Annotated in this window: 25 protein-coding genes and 1 other RNA gene; 13 read left to right on the forward strand and 13 right to left on the reverse strand. The window is 51.5% G+C overall.

From position 1 onward, the window contains the following. Window positions 1-10: 10 nt before the first annotated feature. Window positions 11-589, reverse strand: coding sequence for a UPF0149 family protein YgfB (gene ygfB, locus ACJHX7_RS09615; protein ID WP_001295378.1), 579 nt, complete (start codon window positions 587-589; stop codon window positions 11-13). A gap of 167 nt (window positions 590-756) precedes the next feature. Here ygfB and zapA point away from each other — a divergent pair, with 167 nt between their 5' ends. The 3 genes from zapA to ACJHX7_RS09630 all read left to right on the forward strand — a co-directional run bounded on the left by zapA (window position 757) and on the right by ACJHX7_RS09630 (window position 1,934). After that, complete coding sequence (gene zapA, locus ACJHX7_RS09620; RefSeq protein ID WP_001276008.1) at window positions 757-1,086, forward strand: cell division protein ZapA; 330 nt, start codon at window positions 757-759, stop codon at window positions 1,084-1,086. Window positions 1,087-1,127: 41 nt separating this feature from the next. Continuing rightward, window positions 1,128-1,311: non-coding RNA, 6S RNA (ssrS, locus tag ACJHX7_RS09625), on the forward strand. Between the two features lie 20 nt (window positions 1,312-1,331). Further along, on the forward strand, window positions 1,332-1,934 hold the full coding sequence (locus tag ACJHX7_RS09630) for a 5-formyltetrahydrofolate cyclo-ligase (RefSeq protein ID WP_000192751.1): 603 nt from the start codon (window positions 1,332-1,334) through the stop codon (window positions 1,932-1,934). Between the two features lie 100 nt (window positions 1,935-2,034). Here ACJHX7_RS09630 and ibsC read toward each other — a convergent pair whose 3' ends face one another. The 3 genes from ibsC to rpiA form a co-directional block, all read right to left on the reverse strand. Continuing rightward, window positions 2,035-2,094, reverse strand: a complete 60-nt coding sequence (gene ibsC / locus ACJHX7_RS09635) for a type I toxin-antitoxin system toxin IbsC (RefSeq protein WP_071525914.1) — start codon at window positions 2,092-2,094, stop codon at window positions 2,035-2,037. 229 nt (window positions 2,095-2,323) lie between these two features. Further along, entirely contained in the window at window positions 2,324-3,556 is a 1,233-nt protein-coding gene (gene serA, locus ACJHX7_RS09640) for a phosphoglycerate dehydrogenase (protein WP_001151611.1), read from the reverse strand. Window positions 3,557-3,811: 255 nt separating this feature from the next. After that, the gene (rpiA, locus tag ACJHX7_RS09645; RefSeq protein ID WP_000189743.1) at window positions 3,812-4,471 is read right to left on the reverse strand and encodes a ribose-5-phosphate isomerase RpiA; all 660 of its coding nucleotides are present in this window, start codon (window positions 4,469-4,471) and stop codon (window positions 3,812-3,814) included. A gap of 382 nt (window positions 4,472-4,853) precedes the next feature. Between rpiA and argP the strand changes: the two genes are divergently transcribed. From argP to scpC, 5 genes are all read left to right on the forward strand, one after another. Further along, window positions 4,854-5,747 carry a DNA-binding transcriptional regulator ArgP gene (gene argP, locus ACJHX7_RS09650; protein WP_000828351.1) on the forward strand — a complete coding sequence of 298 codons (894 nt, stop codon included), beginning with the start codon at window positions 4,854-4,856 and terminating at the stop codon, window positions 5,745-5,747. A 203-nt stretch (window positions 5,748-5,950) separates the two neighbouring features. After that, window positions 5,951-8,095: a methylmalonyl-CoA mutase gene (scpA, locus tag ACJHX7_RS09655; RefSeq protein ID WP_000073261.1), complete on the forward strand. Its 2,145-nt coding sequence runs from the start codon at window positions 5,951-5,953 to the stop codon at window positions 8,093-8,095. Continuing rightward, on the forward strand, window positions 8,088-9,083 hold the full coding sequence (gene meaB / locus ACJHX7_RS09660) for a methylmalonyl Co-A mutase-associated GTPase MeaB (RefSeq protein WP_001564017.1): 996 nt from the start codon (window positions 8,088-8,090) through the stop codon (window positions 9,081-9,083). The genes scpA and meaB overlap by 8 nt, the downstream gene beginning before the upstream one ends. Before the next feature lie 10 nt (window positions 9,084-9,093). Next, on the forward strand, window positions 9,094-9,879 hold the full coding sequence (gene scpB, locus ACJHX7_RS09665) for a methylmalonyl-CoA decarboxylase (RefSeq protein WP_410231559.1): 786 nt from the start codon (window positions 9,094-9,096) through the stop codon (window positions 9,877-9,879). 23 nt (window positions 9,880-9,902) lie between these two features. Continuing rightward, window positions 9,903-11,381 carry a propionyl-CoA:succinate CoA transferase gene (scpC, locus tag ACJHX7_RS09670; RefSeq protein ID WP_022646097.1) on the forward strand — a complete coding sequence of 493 codons (1,479 nt, stop codon included), beginning with the start codon at window positions 9,903-9,905 and terminating at the stop codon, window positions 11,379-11,381. Here scpC and srsR read toward each other — a convergent pair. From srsR to epd, 7 genes are all read right to left on the reverse strand, one after another. Further along, window positions 11,378-12,274 (reverse strand): LysR family transcriptional regulator SrsR, encoded by an 897-nt coding sequence (gene srsR, locus ACJHX7_RS09675; RefSeq protein ID WP_000350807.1) that lies wholly within the window; start codon window positions 12,272-12,274, stop codon window positions 11,378-11,380. The two genes, scpC and srsR, sit on opposite strands and share 4 nt — an antisense overlap. A gap of 167 nt (window positions 12,275-12,441) precedes the next feature. Then, window positions 12,442-13,182 (reverse strand): oxidative stress defense protein, encoded by a 741-nt coding sequence (locus ACJHX7_RS09680; protein ID WP_000669834.1) that lies wholly within the window; start codon window positions 13,180-13,182, stop codon window positions 12,442-12,444. A gap of 92 nt (window positions 13,183-13,274) precedes the next feature. Then, window positions 13,275-13,910, reverse strand: a complete 636-nt coding sequence (gene argO, locus ACJHX7_RS09685; protein WP_000493350.1) for an arginine exporter ArgO — start codon at window positions 13,908-13,910, stop codon at window positions 13,275-13,277. 138 nt (window positions 13,911-14,048) lie between these two features. Continuing rightward, a complete protein-coding gene (gene mscS, locus ACJHX7_RS09690) occupies window positions 14,049-14,909 on the reverse strand; it encodes a small-conductance mechanosensitive channel MscS (protein WP_000389819.1) in 861 nt (286 codons plus the stop codon). Between the two features lie 190 nt (window positions 14,910-15,099). Continuing rightward, window positions 15,100-16,179 carry a class II fructose-bisphosphate aldolase gene (gene fbaA, locus ACJHX7_RS09695; RefSeq protein WP_000034372.1) on the reverse strand — a complete coding sequence of 360 codons (1,080 nt, stop codon included), beginning with the start codon at window positions 16,177-16,179 and terminating at the stop codon, window positions 15,100-15,102. 213 nt (window positions 16,180-16,392) lie between these two features. Then, entirely contained in the window at window positions 16,393-17,556 is a 1,164-nt protein-coding gene (gene pgk, locus ACJHX7_RS09700; protein WP_000111269.1) for a phosphoglycerate kinase, read from the reverse strand. 49 nt (window positions 17,557-17,605) lie between these two features. Beyond that, window positions 17,606-18,625 carry an erythrose-4-phosphate dehydrogenase gene (gene epd, locus ACJHX7_RS09705; RefSeq protein WP_000218480.1) on the reverse strand — a complete coding sequence of 340 codons (1,020 nt, stop codon included), beginning with the start codon at window positions 18,623-18,625 and terminating at the stop codon, window positions 17,606-17,608. Between the two features lie 371 nt (window positions 18,626-18,996). Between epd and ACJHX7_RS09710 the strand changes: the two genes are divergently transcribed. The 5 genes from ACJHX7_RS09710 to ACJHX7_RS09730 are packed head-to-tail and all read left to right on the forward strand — an operon-like array spanning window position 18,997 to window position 22,073. After that, window positions 18,997-19,428, forward strand: a complete 432-nt coding sequence (locus tag ACJHX7_RS09710) for a PPC domain-containing DNA-binding protein (RefSeq protein ID WP_000988708.1) — start codon at window positions 18,997-18,999, stop codon at window positions 19,426-19,428. 22 nt (window positions 19,429-19,450) lie between these two features. Next, window positions 19,451-20,029, forward strand: coding sequence for an ECF transporter S component (locus ACJHX7_RS09715; protein WP_032171982.1), 579 nt, complete (start codon window positions 19,451-19,453; stop codon window positions 20,027-20,029). Beyond that, the gene (locus ACJHX7_RS09720; RefSeq protein ID WP_024705134.1) at window positions 20,030-20,737 is read left to right on the forward strand and encodes an energy-coupling factor transporter transmembrane component T; all 708 of its coding nucleotides are present in this window, start codon (window positions 20,030-20,032) and stop codon (window positions 20,735-20,737) included. After that, complete coding sequence (locus tag ACJHX7_RS09725; protein ID WP_024705135.1) at window positions 20,725-21,402, forward strand: ABC transporter ATP-binding protein; 678 nt, start codon at window positions 20,725-20,727, stop codon at window positions 21,400-21,402. Before ACJHX7_RS09720 ends, ACJHX7_RS09725 begins: the two co-directional genes overlap by 13 nt. Next, window positions 21,396-22,073, forward strand: coding sequence for an ABC transporter ATP-binding protein (locus ACJHX7_RS09730; RefSeq protein ID WP_094030043.1), 678 nt, complete (start codon window positions 21,396-21,398; stop codon window positions 22,071-22,073). Before ACJHX7_RS09725 ends, ACJHX7_RS09730 begins: the two co-directional genes overlap by 7 nt. Here ACJHX7_RS09730 and ACJHX7_RS09735 read toward each other — a convergent pair. Together ACJHX7_RS09735 and fumE are read right to left on the reverse strand one after the other, a co-directional pair. Then, window positions 22,045-22,758 carry a nucleoside/nucleotide kinase family protein gene (locus tag ACJHX7_RS09735; protein WP_000687698.1) on the reverse strand — a complete coding sequence of 238 codons (714 nt, stop codon included), beginning with the start codon at window positions 22,756-22,758 and terminating at the stop codon, window positions 22,045-22,047. The genes ACJHX7_RS09730 and ACJHX7_RS09735 overlap by 29 nt on opposite strands. Next, entirely contained in the window at window positions 22,755-23,264 is a 510-nt protein-coding gene (gene fumE / locus ACJHX7_RS09740; RefSeq protein WP_000224131.1) for a fumarase E, read from the reverse strand. The genes ACJHX7_RS09735 and fumE overlap by 4 nt, the downstream gene beginning before the upstream one ends. Window positions 23,265-23,280: the final 16 nt, after the last annotated feature.

Raw genomic sequence — 23,280 nt, forward strand, 5'->3', positions numbered from 1 at the left:
TTTTTTGTTTTTAGTGTAGAGTCGGTTTTTGTACTTCTGGCGCGGTCGGTTGCGGATGAGTAAAGGTGTCGTGGCATAACAGCGCGGCAACACGAACGTATTCGATGATCTCTTCAAGCGACATTTCAAGCTCTTCCTGATCTTCGTCTTCGTCGTAGCCCAGCTGCGCGATGTTACGCAGATCGTCGATGGCTTCACCGGTTTCTCCGGTCACTTTGTCCAGCTTCGGTTGCGTAACGCCAAGACCAAGCAGGAAGTGATTGACCCAACCTGCCAGCGCATCAGCCCGATCGAAAACGCTGACATCATCGCCATCAGGCAGATAAAGCTGAAAAAGGAAGCCGTCATCCTGCAGGGCATCGCTGGTGGCAGAGTGCATTTTACGCAGTGCCTGTGCCAGCTCATGACCGAAAGCCATGCCTTCGTTCGTCAGGTCGTGAAGTAGCGGCAGCCATGAGCTGTCATCGTTACCGCCACATATCATCCCACTGATTAAACCATGCATCTCAGCAGGGGTCAGACCCGTCCCTTGTTGGTTCAGATACTGGTTCATTTCGTTGTAACCAGGCATTTCGTTCTGTATAGACATAAGCATTCGTCGTCAAAGGGAGGAATATTCATGATATGCTACCACTTTGGGCCCTGGTGGACCAGAAAAGGGCTTGTCTCTTCTCATCAGGGTAGCTATAGTGTCGCCCCTTCGCAGACCATGGGTCTAAAGACGAAGGCAGCGCAGTCAATCAGCAGGAAGGTGGCATGTCTGCACAACCCGTCGATATCCAAATTTTTGGCCGTTCACTGCGTGTGAACTGCCCGCCTGACCAAAGGGATGCGTTGAATCAGGCAGCGGACGATCTGAACCAACGGTTGCAAGATCTGAAAGAACGCACTAGAGTCACAAATACTGAACAGTTGGTCTTCATTGCCGCATTGAATATCAGCTATGAGTTAGCGCAAGAAAAAGCGAAGACTCGTGACTACGCGGCAAGTATGGAACAGCGTATTCGGATGCTGCAGCAGACCATAGAACAAGCGTTACTTGAACAAGGTCGCATCACCGAAAAAACTAACCAAAACTTTGAATGACACTTTTCGGTTTACTGTGGTAGAGTAACCGTGAAGACAAAATTTCTCTGAGATGTTCGCAAGCGGGCCAGTCCCCTGAGCCGATATTTCATACCACAAGAATGTGGCGCTCCGCGGTTGGTGAGCATGCTCGGTCCGTCCGAGAAGCCTTAAAACTGCGACGACACATTCACCTTGAACCAAGGGTTCAAGGGTTACAGCCTGCGGCGGCATCTCGGAGATTCCCTTCTTATCTGGCACCAGCCATGACGCAACTACCAGAACTCCCACTGACATTATCCCGACAAGAAATCCGCAAAATGATTCGGCAACGTCGTCGTACGTTAACGCCGGAACAACAGCAGGAAATGGGTCAACAAGCCGCTACCCGGATGATGACTTATCCCCCGGTGGTGATGGCACATACGGTCGCTGTATTCCTCTCTTTTGATGGCGAACTCGACACCCAGCCACTCATAGAACAACTCTGGCGCGCCGGTAAGCGCGTATATCTTCCAGTTTTGCATCCCTTTAGTGCCGGTAATTTGCTGTTCCTGAATTACCATCCGCAAAGCGAACTGGTGATGAACAGGTTGAAGATCCATGAGCCAAAACTGGATGTGCGTGACGTGCTACCCCTTTCCCGATTAGACGTGTTGATCACACCGCTGGTCGCCTTTGATGAGTACGGTCAGCGCCTGGGAATGGGCGGTGGTTTTTATGATCGGACCTTACAAAACTGGCAGCACTATAAAATGCAACCGGTGGGTTATGCGCATGATTGTCAGTTGGTGGAAAAACTCCCCGTTGAAGAGTGGGATATCCCTCTTCCTGCGGTGGTTACACCGTCGAAAGTCTGGGAGTGGTAAGGGCGACACACCTGCATCGCCCTGATTGACATCGTTGATTCTTTAACCTAATTTAGTGAGTAAGGGTAAGGGAGGATGACTCCTCCCCTGAGACTGACTGTTAATAAGCTGGGAAACTTATGAGTAACAGTACAATCAGTATGATGACAAGTCGCATCATAACCCTTCTCCTTCAAGCCCTCGCTTCGGTGAGGGCTTTACCGTTACAGCCCCATGCTGCCCTGCCATCGTAAATCCCCATTAAATAAACACAACGCATTGATCTGACTTTGATTTATTTTCTGGAGCAGACTCGCAAAGTAGAATGCGCAATGCGGCAACGGTGTGGAGAAGGGATAAAAAAATCGGGCAAGTCAGTGACCTGCCCGTTAATTTTCAGAGAAGGGGAATTAGTACAGCAGACGGGCGCGAATGGTACCCGGAATAGCTTTCATTGCCTGCAGCGCTTTTTCGGCAACGTCTTCGTCGGCTTCAATATCAATAACTACATAACCCATCTGGGCGGAAGTTTGTAGATATTGCGCGGCGATGTTGACGCCCTGCTCGGCAAAAATTTTGTTGAGCGCAGTTAGCACGCCCGGACGGTTTTCGTGGATGTGCATCAGACGACGCCCACCGTGCAGTGGCAGCGAGACTTCCGGGAAGTTCACCGCAGAGAGCGTTGAGCCATTGTCAGAATACTTGATCAATTTACCCGCAACTTCCAGGCCGATATTCTCCTGCGCTTCCTGAGTCGAACCGCCAATGTGTGGCGTCAGAAGGACGTTGTCGAATTCACACAGCGGAGAGGTAAATGGATCGCTATTGGTTGCCGGTTCCGTCGGGAATACGTCGATTGCCGCCCCCGCCAGATGTTTGCTCGCCAGCGCGTCACACAGCGCCGGAATATCCACCACAGTACCGCGCGAAGCATTAATCAGCAGCGAGCCGGGCTTCATTAGTGAAATCTCTTTCGCACTCATCATATTTTTGGTGGACGGATTCTCTGGCACATGTAGACTCACCACATCGCTCATATTCAGCAGGTCAGAAAGATGCTGTACCTGAGTGGCGTTGCCCAGCGGCAGTTTGTTTTCAATATCATAAAAGTAAACATACATTCCCAGCGATTCAGCCAGAATGCCCAATTGCGTACCAATATGACCATAGCCGATGATACCCAGCTTTTTGCCGCGCGCTTCAAAAGAACCCGCCGCCAGTTTGTTCCACACGCCACGGTGCGCTTTAGCATTGGCTTCCGGCACGCCGCGCAATAGCAGCAGCAGTTCGCCAATCACCAGCTCCGCAACAGAGCGCGTATTTGAGAACGGTGCGTTAAATACCGGGATACCGCGTTTTGCCGCCGCATCCAGATCAACCTGGTTTGTTCCGATACAGAAACAGCCAATAGCGACCAGTTTTTCTGCGGCGTTGATCACGTCTTCAGTCAGATGGGTACGGGATCGCAGGCCGATGAAGTGGGCATCGCGGATGGATTCTTTTAATTGTTCATCATCCAGCGCGCCTTTGTGAAATTCGATGTTGGTGTAACCCGCTGCACGAAGGCTTTCAAGCGCCTTTTGGTGCACGCCTTCTACCAGCAGAAACTTAATCTTGTCTTTCTCCAGCGATACCTTTGCCATTTACCCAATCCTGTCTTTTGAAATGTTGTGTGCGGATTTGCATCCGCCTTTCAACATATCAAAAAATAATATTGCGGCAATATGAACGTTTGCGTCGCGATGTTGAGGAAATATCACGCAAAGGTATTTCTTGGATGAATATGCTGGTTTAGAGGGTTTATTTAGAGCAATTGACAATAGCCAGGTAAAAACGTGACACATGTCACCAAATTTAATGAAGAGAATTTTTTTAACGGGGGAGGTTCCCCCGTCAGATCATTTCACAATGGTTTTGACACCGTCAGGTGTGCCAATCAGCGCAACGTCCGCGCCACGGTTAGCAAACAAGCCAACAGTCACCACGCCAGGAATCGCATTTATGGCGTTTTCCATCGCTATCGGGTCAAGGATTTCCATGCCGTGGACGTCGAGGATCACGTTGCCGTTATCGGTCACCACGCCCTGACGGTATTCCGGACGACCGCCCAGTTTCACCAGCTGGCGCGCCACTGCACTACGTGCCATCGGGATAACTTCTACTGGCAGCGGGAATTTGCCCAGAATATCAACCTGCTTAGAAGCGTCTGCAATACAGATAAATTTTTCCGCAACCGAAGCAATGATTTTTTCACGGGTCAGCGCCGCGCCGCCGCCTTTGATCATTTGCATGTGGCCGTTGATTTCATCTGCGCCATCAACGTAGATGCCAAGGCTGTCGACTTCGTTGAGATCAAAAACGTGAATGCCGAGGCTTTTCAGTTTTTCAGTGGAAGCATCTGAACTGGAAACGGCCCCTTCAATCTGGCCTTTCATTGTACCGAGCGCGTCAATAAAGTGTGCGGCGGTGGAACCTGTACCTACACCAACAATGGTGCCGGGCTGAACATACTGAAGTGCCGCCCATCCTACTGCTTTTTTCAATTCATCCTGGGTCATGATCGTTTCGCCTGTGGTATGAAATTTCACACGCATTATATACAAAAAAAGCGATTCAGACCCCGTTGGCAAGCCGCGTGGTTAACTCATCCATAAAATATCGCGCAATGGCGGGCATCCCCTTTCGCCCGGCAAATAAAGCATACAACGGTCTGGGTATGCCGCTCCACGGTGCGAACAGAGGCAATAACGCCACGCCATTCAACATAACCAGGGCGCGAAGTCGCTAAGCGAAATGCAATAGCGCAAATCCCTGATCTTTTAAGCTGCGCGTTTAACCATTGATACAAATGTTACCCGCCGACGGCTTCGGTATATGCAACCTGACACAAAATTGTGTCATAGTGCAGGAAAAAGCATTTACCAGGAGCAGACAACAGCAATGAAACGCCCGGACTACAGAACATTACAGGCACTGGATGCGGTGATACGTGAACGAGGATTTGAACGCGCGGCACAAAAGCTGTGCATTACACAATCAGCCGTCTCACAGCGCATTAAGCAACTGGAAAATATGTTCGGGCAGCCGCTGTTGGTGCGTACCGTACCGCCGCGCCCGACAGAACAAGGGCAAAAACTGCTGGCACTGCTACGCCAGGTGGAGTTGCTGGAAGAAGAGTGGCTGGGCGATGAACAAACCGGTTCGACTCCGCTGCTGCTTTCACTGGCGGTCAACGCCGACAGTCTGGCGACGTGGTTGCTTCCGGCGCTGGCTCCTGTGTTGGCTGATTCGCCTATCCGCCTCAACTTGCAGGTAGAAGATGAAACCCGCACTCAGGAACGTCTGCGCCGCGGCGAAGTGGTCGGCGCGGTGAGTATTCAACATCAGGCGCTGCCGAGTTGCCTTGTCGATAAGCTCGGTGCGCTTGACTATCTGTTCGTCAGCTCAAAACCGTTTGCCGAAAAATATTTCCCTAACGGCGTAACGCGTTCGGCATTATTGAAAGCACCTGTGGTCGCCTTTGACCATCTTGACGATATGCACCAGGCCTTTTTGCAGCAAAACTTCGATCTGCCCCCAGGCAGCGTACCGTGCCATATCGTTAATTCTTCAGAAGCGTTCGTACAACTTGCTCGCCAGGGCACCACCTGCTGTATGATCCCGCACCTGCAAATCGAGAAAGAACTGGCCAGCGGCGAACTGATTGACTTAACGCCGGGGCTATTTCAACGCCGGATGCTCTACTGGCACCGCTTTGCTCCTGAAAGCCGCATGATGCGTAAAGTCACTGATGCGTTGCTCGATTATGGTCACAAAGTCCTTCGTCAGGATTAATCCATCAAATAATGCCTGATAGCACATATCAGGCGTTATCCTCACTTCTTTTTGTATTCCTTGAATCACATCACAAAATAGACAAATCTCAGGCGGCAAAAAACGACGTCTGAATGCATTTTTTTTGCTGGCGACAAACCCACGTAAAAAGCTCACCGTAAGCGCAAATACCCTCATTTTGATTGCGTTTTACGGAGCAAATAATGTCTAACGTGCAGGAGTGGCAACAGCTTGCCAACAAGGAATTGAGCCGTCGGGAGAAAACTGTCGACTCGCTGGTTCAGCAAACCGCGGAAGGGATCGCCATCAAGCCGCTGTATACCGAAGCCGATCTCGATAATCTGGAGGTGACAGGTACCCTTCCTGGTTTGCCCCCCTACGTTCGTGGCCCGCGTGCCACTATGTATACCGCCCAACCGTGGACCATCCGTCAGTATGCTGGTTTTTCAACAGCAAAAGAGTCCAACGCTTTTTATCGCCGTAACCTGGCCGCCGGGCAAAAAGGTCTTTCCGTTGCGTTTGACCTTGCCACCCACCGAGGCTACGACTCCGATAACCCGCGCGTGGCGGGCGACGTCGGCAAAGCGGGCGTTGCTATCGACACCGTGGAAGATATGAAAGTCCTGTTCGACCAGATCCCGCTGGATAAAATGTCGGTTTCGATGACCATGAATGGCGCAGTACTACCAGTACTGGCGTTTTATATTGTCGCCGCAGAAGAGCAAGGTGTTACACCCGATAAACTGACCGGCACCATTCAAAACGATATCCTCAAAGAGTATCTTTGCCGCAACACCTATATTTACCCGCCAAAACCGTCAATGCGTATTATCGCAGACATCATCGCCTGGTGTTCCGGCAACATGCCGCGATTTAATACCATCAGTATCAGCGGTTACCATATGGGTGAAGCGGGTGCCAACTGCGTGCAGCAGGTAGCATTTACGCTCGCTGATGGGATTGAGTACATCAAAGCAGCAATCTCCGCCGGGCTGAAAATTGATGACTTCGCTCCTCGCCTGTCGTTCTTCTTCGGCATTGGCATGGATCTGTTTATGAACGTCGCCATGTTGCGTGCGGCACGTTATTTATGGAGCGAAGCGGTCAGTGGATTTGGCGCACAGGATCCGAAATCACTGGCGCTGCGTACCCACTGCCAGACCTCAGGCTGGAGCCTGACTGAACAGGATCCGTATAACAACGTTATCCGCACCACCATTGAAGCACTGGCTGCAACGCTGGGCGGTACTCAGTCACTGCATACCAACGCCTTTGATGAAGCGCTTGGTTTGCCTACCGATTTCTCAGCACGCATTGCCCGCAATACCCAGATCATCATTCAGGAAGAATCAGAACTCTGCCGCACCGTCGATCCACTGGCCGGATCCTATTACGTTGAATCGCTGACCGATCAAATCGTCAAACAAGCCAGAGCCATTATCCAACAGATCGACGAAGCCGGTGGCATGGCGAAAGCGATCGAAGCAGGTCTGCCAAAACGAATGATCGAAGAGGCCTCCGCGCGCGAACAGTCGCTGATCGACCAGGGCAAGCGTGTCATCGTTGGTGTCAACAAGTACAAACTGGATCACGAAGACGAAACCGATGTACTTGAGATCGACAACGTGATGGTGCGTAACGAGCAGATTGCTTCACTGGAACGCATTCGCGCCACCCGTGATGATGCTGCCGTAACCGCCGCGTTGAACGCCCTGACTCACGCCGCACAGCATAACGAAAACCTGCTGGCTGCCGCTGTTAATGCCGCTCGCGTTCGCGCAACGCTTGGTGAAATTTCCGATGCGCTGGAAGCGGCATTTGACCGTTATCTGGTGCCAAGCCAGTGTGTTACCGGCGTGATTGCGCAAAGCTATCATCAGTCTGAGAAATCGGCCACCGAGTTCGATGCCATTGTTGCGCAAACGGAGCAGTTCCTTGCCGACAATGGTCGTCGCCCGCGCATTCTGATCGCCAAAATGGGCCAGGATGGGCACGATCGCGGCGCGAAAGTGATCGCCAGCGCCTATTCCGATCTCGGTTTCGACGTAGATTTAAGCCCGATGTTCTCTACACCTGAAGAGATCGCCCGCCTGGCAGTAGAAAACGACGTTCACGTAGTGGGCGCATCTTCACTGGCTGCCGGTCATAAAACGCTGATCCCGGAACTGGTCGAAGCGCTGAAAAAATGGGGACGCGAAGATATCTGCGTGGTCGCGGGTGGCGTCATTCCGCCGCAGGATTACGCCTTCCTGCAGGAGCGCGGCGTGGCGGCGATTTATGGTCCAGGTACGCCTATGCTCGACAGCGTGCGCGACGTACTGAATCTGATAAGCCAGCATCATGATTAATGAAGCCACGCTGGCAGAAAGTATTCGCCGCTTACGTCAGGGTGAGCGTGCCACGCTCGCCCAGGCCATGACGCTGGTGGAAAGCCGTCACCCGCGTCATCAGGCGCTAAGTACGCAACTGCTTGATGCCATTATGCCGTTCTGTGGTAACGCCCTGCGACTGGGTGTTACCGGCACACCCGGCGCGGGGAAAAGTACCTTTCTTGAAGCCTTTGGCATGTTGTTGATTCGTGAGGGACTAAAGGTTGCGGTTATTGCGGTCGATCCCAGCAGCCCGGTCACTGGCGGTAGCATTCTCGGAGATAAAACCCGCATGAATGATCTGGCGCGTGCCGAGGCGGCGTTTATTCGCCCGGTACCCTCCTCCGGTCATCTGGGCGGTGCCAGTCAGCGAGCGCGGGAATTAATGCTGTTATGCGAAGCGGCGGGTTATGACGTAGTGATTGTCGAAACGGTTGGCGTCGGACAGTCGGAAACGGAAGTCGCCCGCATGGTGGACTGTTTTATCTCGTTGCAAATTGCCGGTGGCGGCGATGATCTGCAGGGCATTAAAAAGGGGCTGATGGAAGTGGCAGATCTGATCGTTATCAACAAAGACGATGGCGATAACCATACCAATGTCGCCATTGCCCAGCATATGTACGAGAGTGCCCTGCATATTCTGCGACGTAAATACGACGAATGGCAGCCACGGGTTCTGACTTGTAGCGCACTGGAAAAACGTGGAATCGATGAGATCTGGCACGCCATCATCGACTTCAAAACCGCGCTAACTGCCAGTGGTCGATTACAACAAGTGCGGCAACAACAATCGGTGGAATGGCTGCGTAAACAAACCGAAGAAGAAGTACTGAATCACCTGTTCGCGAATGAAGATTTCGATCGCTATTACCGCCAGACGCTTTTAGCGGTCAAAAACAATACGCTCTCACCGCGCACCGGCCTGCGACAGCTCAGTGAATTTATCCAGACGCAATATTTTGATTAAAGGAATTTTTATGTCTTATCAGTATGTGAACGTTGTCACTATCAACAAAGTGGCGGTCATTGAGTTTAACTATGGCCGCAAACTTAATGCCTTAAGTAAAGTCTTTATTGATGATCTTATGCAGGCATTAAGCGATCTCAAACGGCCGGAAATTCGCTGTATCATTTTGCGCGCGCCGAGTGGATCCAAAGTCTTCTCCGCAGGTCACGATATTCACGAACTGCCGTCTGGCGGTCGCGATCCGCTCTCCTATGATGATCCGTTGCGTCAAATCACCCGCATGATCCAAAAATTCCCGAAACCGATCATTTCGATGGTGGAAGGTAGTGTTTGGGGTGGCGCATTTGAAATGATCATGAGTTCCGATCTGATTATCGCCGCCAGTACCTCAACCTTCTCAATGACACCTGTAAACCTCGGTGTCCCGTATAACCTGGTCGGCATTCACAATCTGACCCGCGACGCGGGCTTCCACATTGTCAAAGAGCTGATTTTTACCGCTTCGCCAATCACCGCCCAGCGCGCGCTGGCTGTCGGCATCCTCAACCATGTTGTGGAAGTGGAAGAACTGGAAGATTTCACCTTACAAATGGCGCACCACATCTCTGAGAAAGCGCCGTTAGCCATTGCCGTTATCAAAGAAGAGCTGCGTGTACTGGGCGAAGCGCACACCATGAACTCCGATGAATTTGAACGTATTCAGGGGATGCGCCGCGCGGTTTATGACAGCGAAGACTACCAGGAAGGGATGAACGCTTTCCTCGAAAAACGTAAACCTAATTTCGTTGGTCATTAATCCCTGCGAACGAAGGAGTTAAAATGGAAACTCAGTGGACAAGGATGACCGCCGATGAAGCGGCAGAAATTATCCAGCATAACGACATGGTGGCATTTAGCGGCTTTACCCCAGCGGGTTCGCCGAAAGCCTTACCCACCGCGATTGCCCGCAGAGCTAACGAACAGCATGAGGCCAAAAAGCCGTATCAAATTCGCCTGCTGACGGGGGCGTCAATCAGCGCCACCGCTGACGATGTACTTTCTGACGCCGATGCTGTTTCCTGGCGTGCGCCATATCAAACATCGTCCGGTTTACGTAAAAAGATCAATCAGGGCGCGGTGAGTTTCGTTGACTTGCATTTGAGCGAAGTGGCGCAAATGGTCAATTACGGTTTCTTCGGCGACATTGATGTTGCCGTCATTGAAGCATCGGCACTGGCACCGGATGGTCGAGTCTGGTTAACCAGCGGGATCGGTAATGCGCCGACCTGGCTGCTGCGAGCGAAGAAAGTGATCATTGAACTTAATCACTATCACGATCCGCGCGTTGCAGAACTGGCAGATATTGTGATTCCTGGCGCGCCACCGCGGCGCAATAGCGTGTCGATCTTCCATGCAATGGATCGCGTCGGTACCCGCTATGTGCAAATCGATCCGAAAAAGATTGTCGCCGTCGTGGAAACCAACTTGCCTGACGCCGGTAATATGCTGGATAAGCAAAATCCCATGTGCCAGCAGATTGCCGATAACGTGGTCACGTTCTTGTTGCAGGAAATGGCGCATGGGCGTATTCCGCCGGAATTTCTGCCGCTGCAAAGTGGCGTGGGCAATATCAATAATGCAGTCATGGCGCGACTAGGGGAAAACCCGGAAATTCCTCCGTTCATGATGTATTCGGAAGTGCTACAGGAATCGGTGGTGCATTTACTGGAAACGGGCAAAATCAGCGGGGCCAGCGCCTCCAGCCTGACTATCTCGGCCGATTCCCTGCGCAAGATTTACGACAATATGGATTACTTTGCCAGCCGCATTGTGTTGCGTCCGCAGGAAATTTCCAATAACCCGGAAATCATCCGTCGTCTGGGCGTCATCGCTCTGAACGTCGGCCTGGAGTTTGATATTTACGGGCATGCCAACTCAACGCACGTAGCCGGGGTCGATCTGATGAACGGCATCGGTGGCAGCGGTGATTTTGAACGCAACGCGTATTTGTCGATCTTTATGGCCCCGTCGATTGCTAAAGAAGGCAAGATCTCAACCGTCGTGCCAATGTGCAGCCATGTTGATCACAGCGAACACAGCGTCAAAGTGATCATCACCGAACAAGGGATCGCCGATCTGCGTGGTCTTTCCCCGCTTCAACGCGCCCGCACCATCATTGATAATTGTGCACATCCTATGTATCGGGATTATCTGCATCGCTATCTGGAAAATGCGCCCGGCGGACATATTCACCACGATCTTAGCCACGTCTTTGATTTACACCGTAATTTAATTGCAACCGGCTCGATGCTGGGTTAATGACTCGTCCCGTCACGATCTTCAGCAATATGCTGAAGCATCGTGGCGGTATAACGATGATTTCTGATTGAATAAAGATATTCCTGCATATACATCGGCCTGTGCGGCGCATCAAAATATTTCAGCGTTGCCGGATTCACCAGTCGCCAGGCAAAATGCGGGATCACCGTCAGAAAATGTCCGCGCTCCACGGCGCTGATTTTGGCCATAAAACTGTAGGGACGATAAATAATGGTGGGATTGATCCCACAAGGACGCATATTCGCATCAATCATTGCTTCGAAGTTAGCCCGGTTCTGAAAGCGCATTTGTAGCCAGGGTAGCTCCTGAAGCAGCTCTTGCTCTTGTCGCTCTTCATAACGACGAGAAACGAGAAAGCCCAATCGCAGCGGCGGTAGTTCACTGATAGTCAGGTTTTCCAGTTCCTGAACTCGTGCAGACACATGCTGTGGGGAGATTATAAAATCTAACTGACGGTCAAAAAGATTATCGATAACGCCGTTTTCGCTGAACTCAACTGGCTGGGCGGTCACGCCTTCATACTTATCTCCGAGACTAATCAACTGATCGAAAATAATTGTCGGATAAGTATTATCTATGCCAATCACAATTTCTCGTGAACGACGCCCTGAGTTATGGATTTCATTATCAATCGCAGAAAGTCGTTGATAAACCGGGAACAGTTTTTGATACAGTTCCTGTCCGGCTTTATTGAGGCTGATATTATTATCTTTGCGGGTAAATAGCGTATAGCCAATTTGTTCTTCCAGCGCGGCAATGCTTTTACCAAATGGCGAAGCCGTCATATGGATTTTTTCTGCCGCCCGGGCAATATTATTGGTTTGCGCTAATAAAATGAAATTGCGCATCTTTTTCGAAATAAAAATGTCCATACCCCCTCCCCCGCATCCTTGTCCGCTTAACCGTTTCAGTCAGCCTATCCTTGATGAAACCGCGAGCAAAGATAGGTGATTACGTCATGGTTTTACAGAAAATTACAGAAAAAGGAGGCAATATCGGGTAAAAGCATTAGCCCGACGAATACGTCGGGCTACAAATATTATTGTGCTGCCGGTGTTTTAGCGGGTTGTTGATCCACAGGTTCTAACTGGAAGACCACATCGACCTGATCATCAAACTGAATAGCGGCCTGCTCGTAAGTTTCCTGGGCGGACACCGGCGCGGCATCGGCTTTCATCATCCGCACCATTGGGCTGGGCTGATAGTTGGAAACATGGTAGCGCACGCTATATACCGGCCCCAGTTTACGATGAAAGCCGTTCGCCAGTTCCTGCGCCTGATGAATCGCGTTATCAATCGCTGCCTTACGCGCTTTGTCTTTATAGGCATCCGGCTGCGCCACGCCCAGCGACACAGAACGAATTTCGTTAAGACCCGCCTTCAGCGCGCCATCCAGCAAGGAATTCAGTTTGTCTAACTGACGGAGCGTGACTTCCACCGTTCTCACAGCACGGTAGCCTTTCAGGATACTTTTACCATCCTGATAATCATAATCTGGCTGGGTGCGTAAGTTCGCTGAGCTGATATCTTTTTTCGCGATCTGATTGAGTTCAAGGAAGGAAATGTATTGTGCGACGCGCTCATCCGCCTGTTTCTTGGCAGTAGCGGCATCCTTCGCGGCCACGTTGACTTCAATCGCAAGAGTGGCAATGTCTGGCACCGCATCCACGCTTGCCGTACCGGAGGTGACAATATGCGGTCCATCCGGCAATTCGTTAGCCTGCGCTGCCATCCCGCTAATACCCATTAATGCCGCCAGGGCGATAACTTTGAACTTCACGTTAGTCTCTCCGTGTTAATTGACTTGCCTAAAATTCAGGACCTCTGGAGGCAAGCTTAGCGCCTCTGTTTTATTTTTCCATCAGATAGCGCCTAACTGAACAAGGCTTGTGCATGAGCAATACCGTCTCTCGCCAGCTGCAAGGCAATAAACCACATAACACATCCCACTACCAGATTGATAATGCGTTGTGATTTTGCCGTGCGCAGGCGCGGTGCCAGCCAGGCTGCGAGAAGAGCCAGACCAAAGAACCACAGGAAAGAGGCGCTAATTGTCCCGAGCGCAAACCAACGTTTTGGTTCCACATCAAGTTGCCCGCCAAGGCTGCCCAGTACAACAAAAGTATCCAGGTAAACATGCGGATTCAGCCAGGTCACTGCCAGCATGGTGGCGATAATTTTCCATCTGCCTTGCTTCAGGACTTCGGCACTGGCTAACTCAATATTGCTGCTCATCGCTGTTTTAAAAGCGCCAAAACCATACCACAGCAAGAAGGCTACGCCGCCCCAGGTGACCAGCGCCAGCAACCACGGCGACTGCATCAATAACGCGCTGCCACCAAAAATCCCGGCGCAAATCAGGACCAAATCGCTGATAGCGCAAAGTAAGGCAATCATAATGTGGTACTGACGACGAATGCCCTGATTCATCACAAAAGCATTTTGTGGACCGAGCGGTAGGATCATAGCTGCGCCAAGCGCAAGACCTTGAAAGTAATAAGAAAACACGTTGGATATTCCGAATTAAGTATCTGATGCAGAGACTATATCGCGGGATTGTTATTAGCGGAAATTGATAATATTAATTGGCAATCAGAAAAACTAATAAGAGAGAGGCCAGAGAGTATTATCTGGCCTCAGCGTTGATTACACAGCTTTGTCTTCTTTCACCCGCTTAAAGTTCACATCCATTTGCGGGTACGGGAAGCTGATACCGGCGGCATCAAATTCACGTTTAATACGCTCCAGCACATCCCAGTACACGTTTTGCAGATCGCCGCTGTTGCTCCAGACGCGGACCACGAAATTAATCGACGATGCACCAAGTTCGTTCAGGCGCACAGTCATTTCGCGATCTTTCAAAATGCGATCTTCAGACTGGATAATATTGGTCAGGATCTGCTTAACCTGATCGATATCGGAATCATACGCCACGCCAATAATAAATTCGTTACGGCGAACTGGCTCGCGAGAGAAGTTAATAATATTTCCGGCAATAATTTTACCGTTCGGAATAACGATAATTTTACCGTCTGCAGTACGCATGGTGGTGGAGAAAATCTGCACACTCAGCACAGTACCGGCTACGCCGCCGAGGTCAACATATTCTCCGGCACGGAACGGGCGGAACATGACAAGTAACACGCCAGCGGCCAGGTTAGAAAGTGACCCCTGCAAAGCCAGACCAACCGCTAAGCCTGCGGCACCGAGTACAGCAATGACTGACGCTGTTTGTACGCCCACGCGGCCCAGTGCAGCGATTAGCGTAAAGGCGATAATACCGTAACGGACTAATGCAGAGAGAAAATCAGCAACAGTGGCATCGATTTTACGGGAGATCATCAGGCGATTCACCGCGTTGGAAATCATCCGCGCGATAATCAAACCAACGATGATGATCGCGAGTGCCGCCACGATGTTTACTGCATAACTTAGCAGCAGCGCCTGGTTAGCCACCAGCCAGCTTCCCGCGCCGTTTATGCTATCGACAACATTCAAATCTTCCATTCAATATTCCTTTTCAACTGACTCAAAATGGAGAAATACACTCCGCCGCCTTATGACGGGCAGTCTGACAAGGGTAAACAATAAAGCATAATTTTGCCAAATAGATCACAGATTTCTCATCTGTATCACCTTGCTTTTGGCGAAAAAAAGACCCGCAGAGCGGGCCTTGAGATAAGCAGAAAGGAATGACTTACAGAACGTCGATCGCGTTCAGTTCCTGGAATGCTTTTTCCAGACGAGCGATCATCGAAGTCTGACCGGCACGCAGCCATACGCGCGGATCGTAGTATTTCTTGTTCGGCTGATCTTCGCCTTTCGGGTTACCCAGCTGACCCTGCAGGTAAGCTTCGTTCGCTTTGTAGTAGTTCAGAACGCCTTCCCAGGTTGCCCATTGGGTATCGGTATCGATGTTCATTTTCACTACGCCGTAGCTTACGGAGTCTTTGATTTCCTGAGCAGTAGAACCGGAACCACCGTGGAATACGAAGTTCAGGCTGTTGTGCGGCAGGTTGTGTTTCTTAGAAACATATTCCTGAGAGTCGCGCAGGATGGTCGGAGTCAGAACCACGTTACCCGGCTTGTAAACACCGTGTACGTTACCGAAGGAGGCAGCGATGGTGAAACGCGGGCTGATTTTGCTCAGCTCGGTATACGCATAATCAACGTCTTCCGGCTGGGTGTACAGTGCAGAAGCGTCCATGTGGCTGTTGTCCACGCCGTCTTCTTCACCACCGGTGCAACCCAGTTCGATTTCCAGAGTCATGCCGATTTTGGACATGCGCTCCAGGTATTTAGAGCAGATTTCGATGTTCTCTTGCAGAGATTCTTCAGACAGGTCGATCATGTGAGAAGAGAACAGCGGCTTGCCGGTAGCTGCGAAGTGTTTTTCACCCGCGTCCAGCAGACCGTCGATCCACGGCAGCAGTTTCTTCGCGCAGTGGTCGGTGTGCAGGATAACCGGAACACCATAATGTTCAGCCATCTGGTGAACGTGATGCGCACCAGAGATCGCGCCCAGGATAGCAGCACCCTGCGGAACGTCAGATTTCACGCCTTTACCAGCGATAAAGGAAGCACCACCGTTGGAGAACTGAACGATAACCGGCGCTTTAACTTTAGCAGCGGTTTCCAGCACGGCGTTGATGGAGTCAGTACCGACGCAGTTTACTGCTGGCAGTGCGAAGTTGTTTTCTTTTGCTACCTGGAAAACTTTCTGTACGTCATCACCAGTGATTACGCCAGGTTTTACGAAATCAAAAATCTTAGACATGTCTCTTGTCCTGTATCGTCGGGCCTTATACTCGTCATACTTCAAGTTGCATGTGCTGCGTCTGCGTTCGCTCACCCCAGTCACTTACTTATGTAAGCTCATGGGATTCACTCTCTTGTCGCCTTCCTGCAACTCGAATTATTTAGAGTATGAAAAAGTGCGTGCTTTAAAAGCGCGCTGCAACAAGGGCAGGTTTCCCTGCCCTGTGATTTTTTACTTCTTAGCGCGCTCTTCGAGCATCGCTACTGCAGGCAGTACTTTACCTTCCACGAATTCGAGGAATGCGCCGCCGCCAGTGGAGATGTAGGAGATTTTGTCAGCAATGCCGAACAGGTCGATTGCTGCCAGAGTGTCGCCGCCGCCAGCGATGGAGAACGCTTCGCTGTCTGCGATAGCGTTAGCCACGATTTCAGTACCTTTGCGGAAGTTCGGGAATTCGAACACGCCAACCGGACCGTTCCACAGAATGGTTTTCGCATTCTTCAGGATTTCAGCCAGTTCCTGAGCGGAAGCATCACCGATATCCAGGATCTGCTCGTCAGCTTTCACATCGTTAACAGATTTCAGGGTAGCCGGTGCAGTTTCAGAGAACTCAGTTGCTACACGAACATCAGACGGAACCGGGATGTTGCAGGTGGTCAGCAGACGTTTTGCTTCGTCAACCAGATCAGCTTCGTACAGGGATTTACCCACATCGTGGCCTTGTGCCGCGATAAAGGTGTTAGCGATACCACCACCAACAATCAGCTGGTCAGCGATTTTAGACAGGGAGTCCAGAACGGTCAGTTTGGTAGATACTTTAGAACCACCAACGATAGCCACCATCGGGCGAGCAGGTTCTTTCAGTGCTTTACCCAGCGCGTCCAGTTCAGCTGCCAGCAGCGGGCCTGCGCACGCAACGTCAGCGAATTTACCGATACCGTGAGTAGAAGCCTGCGCGCGGTGAGCAGTACCGAATGCGTCCATTACGAACACGTCACACAGTGCAGCGTATTTTTTGGACAGGGTTTCGTCGTCTTTCTTCTCGCCTTTGTTGAAGCGAACGTTTTCCAGAACAACCAGTTCACCTTCAGCAACGTCAACGCCGTCGAGGTAATCTTTAACCAGACGAACCGGGTTAGACAGTTTGTCTTTCAGGTAGTTAACAACCGGCAGCAGAGAGAATTCTTCGTTGTACTCGCCTTCGGTAGGACGACCCAGGTGGGAAGTTACCATCACTTTTGCGCCTTGTTTCAGGGCCAGTTCGATGGTCGGCAGAGAAGCACGGATACGCGCGTCGCTGGTTACTTTCCCGTCTTTTACTGGTACGTTCAGATCCGCACGGATAAATACACGTTTCCCAGCAAGATCCAGATCGGTCATCTTAATTACAGACATGGTGAATCCTCTCGTTGATTCTAAAAGTTTTGCAGACGCTGCTTGCGTCTTACCTGAAAGCAACAGTAGCCATAGCTAACGTCGTGTCGAGCATTCGGTTAGCAAAGCCCCATTCGTTATCGCACCAGACCAACGTTTTGATCAGGTGTGCGCCACTGACCCGGGTTTGGGTGCCATCGACAATGGCACTGTGCGGATCGTGGTTAAAATCTACAGAGACCAACGGCAATTCCGTATAGTCAACTATACCATGAAATGCACCTTGTGCTGCTTTTTGCAGCAACAGGTTGACTTCATTGGCTTTTACAGGTTTCTTCACCGTCACGCTTAAATCGATTGCCGTCACATTTATGGTTGGCACACGTACCGCAATCGCTTCAAAGCGATCGTTAAATTGCGGAAAAAATCGTGTGATACCGGCGGCCAGTTTAGTATCGACCGGAATGATCGACTGGCTGGCTGCCCGGGTGCGACGCAGGTCAGGATGGTATGCATCAATAACCTGTTGATCGTGCATGGCGGAGTGAATTGTGGTCACAGTGCCGGACTCAATACCGTACGCATCATCTAACAATTTGATGACGGGAATTATGCAATTCGTGGTACAGGAAGCGTTAGAAACGATGCGGTGTTCCGCACGAAGTTGATCCTGATTGACGCCGTAAACAACGGTCGCGTCGAGATCGTTACTGCCAGGATGTGAAAAGAGCACTTTTTTGGCCCCGGCGGCAATATGCGCTTCGCCATGCTCACGGGAGCCATATACGCCGGTGCAGTCGAGGACTACATCAACGCCAAGTTCACGCCAGGGGAGCGATTGCAGTGAACGTTCATGCAATACGCGGATGGCGTCATCACCAACAAAAAGTTGATCGCGTTCCTGTCGTACTTCCCATGCAAAACGGCCATGGCTGGTGTCATATTTCAACAAATGCGCCATGCCCGCAGCATCCGCCAGTTCGTTGATTGCCACCACGGTAATTTCCGCCCGGCGTCCGGATTCATACAAAGCACGAACCACATTACGCCCGATGCGACCGAAGCCATTTATCGCTACGCGTACGGTCATAGATCTCCTGCAAGGTTTTCCCTGAGCAAATTTGCCAGACAGAGTAATCCAGCAAATCGTCCGGGGAAACCTTACCTGTCGCAAACTGCGACTGATTGGTTAATTGTCGAACATTTAATCGACTGAAACGCTTCAGCTAGGATAAGCGAAACATGGAATAAAAGGAATGTTTGTCCAGTCAAAGAAGACAATTATCTGACTTACGTCACGTTTTCAGCCCCGCCCCTGTGGAATTTATTCCACTTTGCAGAATCACGAATAAGCGTAGCAAAATCTTTTCGTTGTGCCGTCACAAACCCTGACTTATATCAGAATATGACTGATGCAGCGTCGATATTATCCGCAATACGTCCGAGTTTCGGAGTACTCCAATGATGACATTGCCCTACCCATATTCTTCCTCCGCACGTTTTTACGCGCTGCGCCTGCTCCCCGGGCAGGAAGTTCTCTCCCAATTACGCGCCTTCGCGCAGCAACAACAACTTCACGCCGCGTGGATTGCAGGTTGTACCGGCAGTCTGACTGACGTCGCCTTACGCTATGCCGGGCAAGAAAACACTGCCCTACTAAGCGGTAAGTTCGAAGTCATCGCATTGAACGGCACGCTGGAACAGAGTGGTGAACATCTTCATCTCTGCGTTTCCGATCCACACGGCACGATGCTTGGCGGTCATATGATGCCCGGCTGTACCGTGCGGACCACGCTTGAACTGGTGATCGGCTGCCTTGAGGAACTGGCGTTTAGCCGCCAGCCTTGCGCGCTTTCTGGTTACGACGAGTTGCATATTTCCCCCGTTAACTAACTATTTTCAGAGAGGTTTTCTTATGGCGCGTCGCCACTTCTCCAGTCAGGCGCTGGTGTTAATCGTTATCTCTATCGCCATCAATATGATCGGCGGGCAACTGGCCAGCATGGTCAAATTACCTATATTTCTCGACTCCGTCGGCACACTTATTAGCGCGGTACTGCTTGGTCCGGTGATCGGGATGCTGACCGGCTTACTGACCAATTTACTCTGGGGATTGCTGACCGACCCGATCGCCGCCGCATTTGCGCCCGTGGCGATGGTCATCGGCCTGGTCGCCGGTTGGCTGGCGCGAACGGGTTGGTTTCGCACCCTGCCAAAAGTCGTTGTTAGCGGCGTGATTATTACGCTTGCGGTAACGGTCGTCGCTGTACCGCTGCGTACTGCGCTGTTCGGCGGCGTGACAGGAAGCGGAGCCGATTTGTTCGTTGCCTGGATGCACTCGATGGGGCAAAACCTGGTGGAGTCGGTGGCGATTACGGTGATAGGCGCGAACCTGGTCGATAAAATTCTTACAGCGGTGATTGTCTGGCTTCTACTGCGTCAGCTGCCGATTCGCACCACGCGCCATTTTCCGGCAATGGCTGCCGTGCGCTAAATGCATCCGTTTACATCCTTAACGCTGTGGGCGCTGGCGGCCTGCACCACGCTTATCCTGCCCACACAGACAATATTGCCAGTCTATAGCGCGGCGACCTTTTTCTGCCTTATTGCGCTAAAGGCCACGCGGCGGCGGGCAAAATATGTCGTCTGGCTGATGTTCTCGCTGGGGGCTGGACTGTGGCTGGTGCACGGTGGCTGGCTGACAGAATGGCTAAGCGGCACGCCACGCTCGCCAGAACGGTGGACGCATGCTATTACGCTCTGGTTGCGGATTCTGGCGATTGTTTCAACCTCGCAGTTGTGGATGCAGTACGTCCCAGTGCAACGTTTTATCCGCGCTTTGTTTGCTTCTCGCCTGCCGCCGGGCGTCGCTTATCTGTTCGCCGGGCCGTTGTTGGTCGTTGAGCAGTTAAAACGGCAATTAGCGATTATTCATGAAGCGCAGCGCGCCCGCGGCGTGCCGCTTGATGAGGGCTGGTATCAGCGTTTACGTGCTATGCCCGCGCTAATTATTCCGCTAACACACAATGCGCTAAACGATCTGGCTATCCGTGGTGCGGCGCTGGATATGCGGGCATTTCGAATCAACAATAGGCGCACTACGTTATGGGCACCAGCCGATAGCCCCCTACAACGCGTAGCACGTTACGCCATGATCTTGCTAATGCTGGCTGAATTCGGAGCGTGGATATGGTTACGTTAGAACAGTTTAGCTATTGCCCGACACACTCAACGCATCCTCCGTTCTGTTATGACTTTCACTATGTCAAACCGGGGATAGTCGCCATCTTTGGTGACAACGGCAGTGGCAAAAGTACGCTGGCGCAACTGATGGCAGGCTGGTATCCGGACTTTCTGCCAGGAGAGATAACCGGCACGGGGACGCTTCTCGGTACGCCCATTGGGCATATCCCGCTTAATGAACAATCCGCCACCATCCAGCTCGTTCAGCAATCGCCCTATTTGCAGCTCTCCGGCTGTACCTTTAGCGTGGAAGAAGAAGTTGCCTTTGGGCCAGAAAATCTGTGTCTTGCTGAAGAAGAGATTATGGCGCGGATTGATGCCGCTTTGACTCTGACCGAGTGTCAGCCGTTGCGCCATCGTCACCCGGCAACACTCTCCGGTGGAGAGACACAGCGCGTGGTCATCGCCTGCGCCATCGCGATGCAGCCAAAACTCTTAATTCTTGATGAAGCCTTTAGCCGCCTGACGCCGCAGGCCAGCGAAATGCTGTTGCAGCGCTTACAACACTGGGCGTCTGAACGTGGTTCGCTGATTATTCTTTTTGAACGTCATCGCACACCTTTCCTGAACTACTGCCAGCAAGCGTGGCAATTGCAAAACGGAGCGCTCCAGCCACTATGTTAACGTTAAATCAGATAACTTATCGCTGGCCTGGCGCGGCAACGGATTGTCTTTGCAACATTTCTCTGCAACTCAAACAAGGTGAATGGTTGGCGCTGACCGGCGACAATGGCGCGGGAAAATCGACGCTGTTACGAGTAATGGCAGGTCTTCTTACGCCCACAACCGGTACGGTTATGCTGCAACAACAGGCGATGAAAAACCTGAAAAACCGCCAACGTGCAGCAAAGATTGGCGTACTGTTTCAGGAAGCGGAAAACCAGCTTTTTCACAGCACCGTCGCCGACGAGATCGCATTTGGTTTGAAACTGCAAAAATGCCCGGCGGATGAAATCACTCAACGTACCAATGCTGCCCTGCAATGCTGTCAGTTAGCAGACACTGCCAGCGCGCATCCGCTGGATCTGCATAGTGCGCAGCGACGGATGGTCGCCGTCGCCTGCCTGGAAGCACTCTCTCCTCCGCTATTGCTGCTGGACGAGCCGAGTCGGGATTTTGACGAAAATTGGATGAGCGTGTTTGAAAGTTGGCTGGAAAAGTGCCGCCAGCGAGGCACGAGCGTCGTAGCAATCAGTCATGACGCCGCATTTACCCGGCGTCATTTCTCTCGTGTGGTGCGACTGGAAGATGGTGTAATCAGGAACGTTAATCCACCAGACGATATTCACCCGTAGCGGTCATCATTAAGGTCAAATTTGCAGGCAGACTCTCTTCCAGCACCCGGCGAACATTCGGCCCATCGGTACGGTCATAAAAGGCTTCTGCGTCTGCCAGCGATAACCCTCCCGCCAGCTTGCGCCCCACCAGACGCTCCCGCAACGCAGTAGCTGGCGCGTTGATAAAGATCGAGAAATCACAAAATTGCGCAAGCTGGCACCACTTCTCGTCGTCCAGCAACAACCAGTTTCCTTCGACGATGACGAGTGGTGCGGTAACGTGCAACGCATCTTCAACAGGATCATGCTTTTGTCGATCGTACTGCGGCCACGTACAATCCCCTTCCACGACCTGGCGCAGATTTTCCGCCAGTTTCGCAACGTCAAATGTCTCTGGTGCGCCTTTGAAGGGGCGCAATTGATGCGCATCCAGCCAGCTATTGTAATGGTGAAAACCATCCATCGGTAGCGTCTGAATAGCGGGCAGTTCCGGGTCTTGTTGCGCGATATATTCCCAGAAGGTGGTTAGGGTAGATTTACCCGTCCCCGGCGGAGCGCAAAGAAAAACCACCGTACGCCGCTGCGGATTTACCGTCTGTAAGGCCGCCAACATGTGCAGCAACGGTTTATGTACATTTTCAATCTCTTCGTTCTGGTACTGTGCCTGTATCTTCAGCCCATTCACCGTTAATTCAATTTTCACGGCGTTAATTCCTTTAAGGTGGTCGTTACTGCCAGCGTCAGCGCCGTTTTGACCATCCCGCTAAAACGCGCCTCTGACCAGACGGCGAAATCGGCGAACTTCATCGCTTTCAATGCGTCATAGAGCGTCGCATTGCGGGTTATGCTATTGACGTTGCTGATAAAATCCCAGGTCATGTCATCGGCAAATCCGGGCGTTTCATCCTGTTCGTTCAGGTAATGCCAGAACTGGGAAAAATGCGTGATATCGGCGTACAGCCATTTATCCATTTTCCCCAGCGCATAAATCAAACGCAGTGCAACATCAATATCGTCAAGCGGGCCGCTTTGGGCGAGTAACGGCTTCACTGCATATTCGACGATCTCTTCATCGTTATCGACAAACAGCGACGGCAGAAACTGGCGTATCCCCTGGAGCAAAATAGAATGCGCAGTTTTCATAAATGAAAATAAATTGTCCTGTGCGTCCAGTTGCTCAAGCACATCATCTTCTGTCAGCGTCGCCATTGGTCTTCCGATAGAT

It is taken from the genome of Escherichia sp. WS1451 (assembly GCF_046487365.1).
GTDB classification, from domain to species: Bacteria; Pseudomonadota; Gammaproteobacteria; order Enterobacterales; family Enterobacteriaceae; genus Escherichia; species Escherichia coli.